This window comes from uncultured Meiothermus sp., from assembly GCF_937863175.1.
Taxonomy (GTDB): domain Bacteria; phylum Deinococcota; class Deinococci; order Deinococcales; family Thermaceae; genus Meiothermus.
This window is the reverse complement of sequence record NZ_CALMCQ010000475.1, coordinates 1-4,562: the sequence shown is the minus strand read 5'-3', so window position 1 is coordinate 4,562 and position 4,562 is coordinate 1. Positions and strand designations below refer to the sequence as shown.

The window sequence follows — 4,562 nt, the reverse complement described above, 5'->3', positions numbered from 1 at the left end:
CTATCCCACCACCGGGCAGGTGGTGGGAACCCTGGTGTGTTCAGCGTAAGGGATGGTGGTTGCTCTGGCAACTTCCTCTCGAGCCCGGGCAGTGGTGCGGAACAGACCCCGCAGAGCCTGGTTGTGCTCACGGAAAAAGGCATCGAACTGGGGGTTGCCCAGAAAGCCCACGGCATAGGCTTCGTCCCTGGCAGCATCGTACTCCAGCGAGACTGCGGCCAGCGCATGAGGGGCAGGGCCACCCCTGACCTCACCACCTCTGCTTACATCAAACGCCGAAAGGTGGGCGCAGCAAACCATCCGGGGACCCCGTCCGCCCTCAGGCTGGCGGTAGCCCATCGCCCCTAGAGTGGGAGCCGCATAGCTGAAGGTGTGTGGACAGATGCTGGTGTAGGCCACCACACTTCTGCGTCGGCCCACCCCGCCCGGCCAGCGGTAGCTACTGCCATCCGGCATCCGCACATCTACTGGGGTAAGCTCCACATCCAGATTGACCAGGATATTGGGGGTGGCGGCGAAAGGGTAGGCAAATACGAAAGGCTCGTGGGGTTTTAGAGTGTTCAGCTTGATCGGACTGCCCGCTTTGTCTACCAGCAAGGCCCTTCTGAAAGGGTTTGCGCTGCTCTGGGCCTGGACGAACTCGAGCATTCCCAAAGGCGAAAGCTTCAGCAGTAGTCCCAGAGAAGTTCCTTTTGCCAGCAGGTCTAGAAAATTACGACGATCCATGCGATAACCTCAGGGGAGTTTGAGCCAGGGGAACCGCTTTTGCGTACCGGGGTCGAGCTGCAGGAGCGTCCGGGCCGGCATCTGCACCCTGGGCAGGGTCTGCGCGTTCATGGGCTCGCTTCCGTCAGTTACCCCGTTCTGATAGAGAATGTAGGCCACCACCGCATACACCTCGCTGTCGGACAGGATGCCCGGCGTAGCAAAGGGCATGGCCCGGCGGGTGTAATCGAAGAGGGTGGTGGCATACGGCCAGTAGTTACCAACGGCAAAATCCACCGAGTCCACTTCTAGGGTGATGGGGAAGGGCTCGGAGACCAGTCGGGTAAAGGCCCCGCCCTCGCCGGTAGCGCCGTGGCAGCTTGCGCAGTGGGCGGTATAGACCTTTGCGCCTTCATCCACGGTGCCCTGGCCGGGGGGCAGACCTACCCCGTTGGCCAGGATTGAGGGCCGGATATTCCACTGCTGCACTTCCTGTTCGGTTAGGGGTGTGCCGATCTGGTAGCGCCCCTGGGCCAGCACCAGGGCCGAGAGGGCCAGAACTGCAACGGAAAGCCATTGGTGTCGCATCAGGACTCACCTCCACAACCGCCCCGGCCCGCTGCGCCGAGTTGAGCCGGAGCCCCGGCCAGGGTTCGGTCGCCGTTCACGACCCTGCCATCGGCCCCGATCCGCCAGGCCTGGATGGCGTTGTAATGGTAGCGGTTGTTGCGGGCCCACCGGGTAAAGAACTCCTCCTGGGTGGGCTGGGTGTTGCCCTTCTCATCGGTGGCCCGGCTCATGATGACCGTCTCGCGTCCATCCCAGGCCCAGTTGACTTTGAAGCGCACTGCCGAGAGCGGGTCGGGGGCGGGCTCGAGCGCAGCCCGTTTCCAGTTCCGACCCCCATCCAGCGAGACCTCCACCCGCCTAACCCGGCCAAACCCGCTCCAGGCCAGCCCGCGAATCTCGTGGAAGCCCCGTTCAATCTGCTGTAGTCCCGAGGGGTAGGTGATGATGGACTGTGGCTCCATTAGCCAGGTGAAGGCCCAGATCTTGCCGTCCGCCATTACATCGGTGTACTCGGAGGTCTCGTCTTTGCTCATCACCGGGGTATCGGTGAGCTCTATTCTGCGTAGCCACTTGACCTGAATACTGCCCTCCCAGCCGGGTACTACCAGCCGCACCGGATACCCCTGCTCGGGCCGGATGGCCTCTCCGTTCTGAGCGTAGGCCACCAGCACATCTTCCAGAGCCTTTTCCAGGGGCAGGCTGCGGATGTAGGCTGCCGCGTCCTGGCTCTCGGGGATCAACCAGCGGGCTCCTTCTTTGATCCCAGCCTCTTTCAGCAGGATCGAGAGCGGCACCCCGGTCCAGGAGGAGGTGGACACCAGTCCCCGGCTGCGGGTAGCCGTCAGGGTCATGTCGGGGGGGTTACGGTAGCCATTCTGCCCATTGCCCGCACACTCGATGAAGTAGGTGCGGGTAATCGAAGGAAAGCGCTTGAGGTCTTGCAGCGTGAAGATCAGGGGCCGGCTCACCAGGCCATGCACCACCAGCCGATACTCGGCAGGATTCACGTTGGGCACCCCAGAATGGTGCCGCTCGAAATGCAGCGAGCTGGGAGTGATTACCCCTTCAAGCTGATCGAGGGGGGTAAAGCTGGCTCCGGTATGGCGGCTGCGCAGGTTGGGCGAGATGTAGCGGATGACCTTCTGCTCAAATTCACTGCGTTCGCCATATTCGCGTAAGGGGATCCCCAGGGTTTTCATCGGCTCGGTGGCCCCCTGAGGAATTTTGCCCTGCGCCAGCCCGGTAGAGAGCTTAAAGAAAGCTCCTGCAGCCACACTTTTTCCCAGCAGTTGGAGGATTTTACGACGGTTCATGCTTTACAAAACTCCTGTTCGAGGGGATCTGTGCTGGTGCGCCATGCTGGATATCAGACTTCTGGCCCGAACATGTCGCTCCAGAGGCCCCTGGCCCATTCCAGAGCGAGTCCACCGTTCTGCTTAGAGCGCTGGTTGTCTACGGTGGCCTGCTGGCGAACCTGCCGTGCTGCTGCGTCCCAGTCGTGTTTGTGTGCGACCCAGATGGACTCTTCCGAATCCACAAAGCTGTAGCAGATGTTATCGGGCAGGGGGTTGGGTATCTCGGCCAGGCGTCTGCCCGCAATGCGGTGGGCGATGTGCTCGGAAACAATCTTGCCGACGTTATAGGCGACCTGCCCGCTCTTGGGATAGGGCGTATTCCCGACGATATCGCCAATAACATAGATTCGGTCATCGCGTTCGGAAAGAAAGGTGGGGAGTTGCACGCTGGCCCAGCGGTCGCCCAGGCCAGAGGCGCGCACAATTTCCCCCGCTTTCATGGGCGGGATGATGTTGGCCAGGTCGAACTCAAACTCGCCCAGGCCGGTCTTGACGGTTTTCTTGGCGTAATCAATGGCGGTGACTTCGGCCTGTGGGATGTACTCGAGGTAGTTCTTGTAGAGGTCGCTGAAGGCAGCGGTAAACCCGGGGGCTTTAGAGATAGGGCCGGGGTTGGCATCCAGCACAATCACCTTGCCTTTGATTTCGTTGCTCTTAAGATAGTAGGCCAGCATGGCTGCCCGCTCGTAGGGGCCAGGTGGGCAGCGGTAGGGCGGCCTGGGTATTGACATCACCAGGTCGCCGCCCTCGAAGCGGTCGAGTTTCCGTTTGAGGGCGATGTGTTCAAAGGGTTTGAAGCCCACCGGCAAGAACTGCCGCACTTCGCTGTAACCCTGGATGGCCTCGTACATGTAGTCAATGCCGGGTGAGACCACCAGGTAGTTGTAGTGCACCAGACCGCTGGTCGTGCGCACATAGCGCCCGGCCCGGTTGACCTCGAGGGCCCTTTCGTTGACGAAAGTCACCCCAGCCTTGACCACGTTGGTATAGTCAAACGAAATGAAATCCAGATCCTTCACCCCGCCCAGGTAAAGGTTGCTCATGGGGCAGGAGATAAAGCTGGGGTTTTGCTCAATCAGTACCACCTCGATATTAGGATTCCTGCGGCGAAGGTGGCGGGCCGTGCTGATGCCACCCCAGCCCCCTCCAATGATCACCACCCGGCTGCCCCGGGCAGGCCCCAGGAGCCTGGCAGGCCTCGAGAAGAAGGTTTGAGCAAAACCGCTGGTGGCGACTGCGGCGCCGGCCACTGCACTGGCCTTTAGAAGCTTTCGGCGTGAGACCTTTTTCATGTTTACCTCCCTATAAACCCCAATCCTTCCGGCAACCGAGGCGAAACAAGGGTTCGCTTCTGGCTTGTAAGAGCTTTCCTGAACACAAATTTGTCCTCAATCCTGGTCAAGCCTGCTTATGGGCGCCAGGGCTTGCCCCCCAGCGACTCCAGAATCTGGCTCATCACCGTTCTAGCTTCTTGCAGCATCTGCATGGCCTTCTGGTTCTGCGCTACACCCGGCATAATGCCCATCAGCATTGGCTCGATGGCCCCTACCAACACCCCATCGGGTAACGGAGCCACAAAAAAGCGGCAGGGCGCGGCGAAACCACCAGCGGGCTGGGCCATGAACATCTCGTAGGCCCACTCGCTTTTGCAGGGCTGGATTCCGGTAACACCGCCCATCCTGACGGAGGGCAGTACGTTGAGGCCGTGGTTGGCCAACTCGCTTTCGATCAACAGGGTGGTTTCATCCACACTGGCCCCCTCGACCCGGTACAACAGGGCCGGCATCATACCGGAGCTGGGGTCGGGCATCATGGCAGGGGCGACCCGCTGGGGCAGGCCCAGGCTGGCAATAACCGCCTTGAGCCGGGCCCCCAACAGGCGGCTTCTGGTGTTCTTGACCCCCAGCATGCCCAACATCAGATCGGGGTCGA

The 4,562-nt window shown here is 61.0% G+C and carries 4 protein-coding genes and 1 pseudogene; all 5 read right to left on the bottom strand.

The window, feature by feature from the left end:
• Positions 1 to 726, bottom strand: a complete 726-nt coding sequence (locus tag Q0288_RS17575) for a Rieske 2Fe-2S domain-containing protein (protein WP_299433589.1) — start codon at positions 724 to 726, stop codon at positions 1 to 3.
• Between the two features lie 9 nt (positions 727 to 735).
• Positions 736 to 1,293: a cytochrome c gene (locus tag Q0288_RS17570; RefSeq protein ID WP_299433586.1), complete on the bottom strand. Its 558-nt coding sequence runs from the start codon at positions 1,291 to 1,293 to the stop codon at positions 736 to 738.
• Positions 1,293 to 2,588, bottom strand: coding sequence for a sulfite dehydrogenase (gene soxC / locus Q0288_RS17565; RefSeq protein ID WP_299433583.1), 1,296 nt, complete (start codon positions 2,586 to 2,588; stop codon positions 1,293 to 1,295). Before soxC ends, Q0288_RS17570 begins: the two co-directional genes overlap by 1 nt.
• Before the next feature lie 53 nt (positions 2,589 to 2,641).
• Complete coding sequence (locus Q0288_RS17560) at positions 2,642 to 3,922, bottom strand: FAD-dependent oxidoreductase (RefSeq protein ID WP_299433580.1); 1,281 nt, start codon at positions 3,920 to 3,922, stop codon at positions 2,642 to 2,644.
• A 116-nt stretch (positions 3,923 to 4,038) separates the two neighbouring features.
• Positions 4,039 to 4,562, bottom strand: a pseudogene (locus Q0288_RS17555) (translation initiation factor 2); the annotation flags it as partial.

Coding starts and splice junctions, on each gene's coding strand:
- Q0288_RS17575 (WP_299433589.1), bottom strand. CDS start 726: ATGGATCGTCGTAATTTTCTAGACCTGCTGGCAAAAGGAACTTCTCTG.
- Q0288_RS17570 (WP_299433586.1), bottom strand. CDS start 1,293: ATGCGACACCAATGGCTTTCCGTTGCAGTTCTGGCCCTCTCGGCCCTG.
- soxC (WP_299433583.1), bottom strand. CDS start 2,588: ATGAACCGTCGTAAAATCCTCCAACTGCTGGGAAAAAGTGTGGCTGCA.
- Q0288_RS17560 (WP_299433580.1), bottom strand. CDS start 3,922: ATGAAAAAGGTCTCACGCCGAAAGCTTCTAAAGGCCAGTGCAGTGGCC.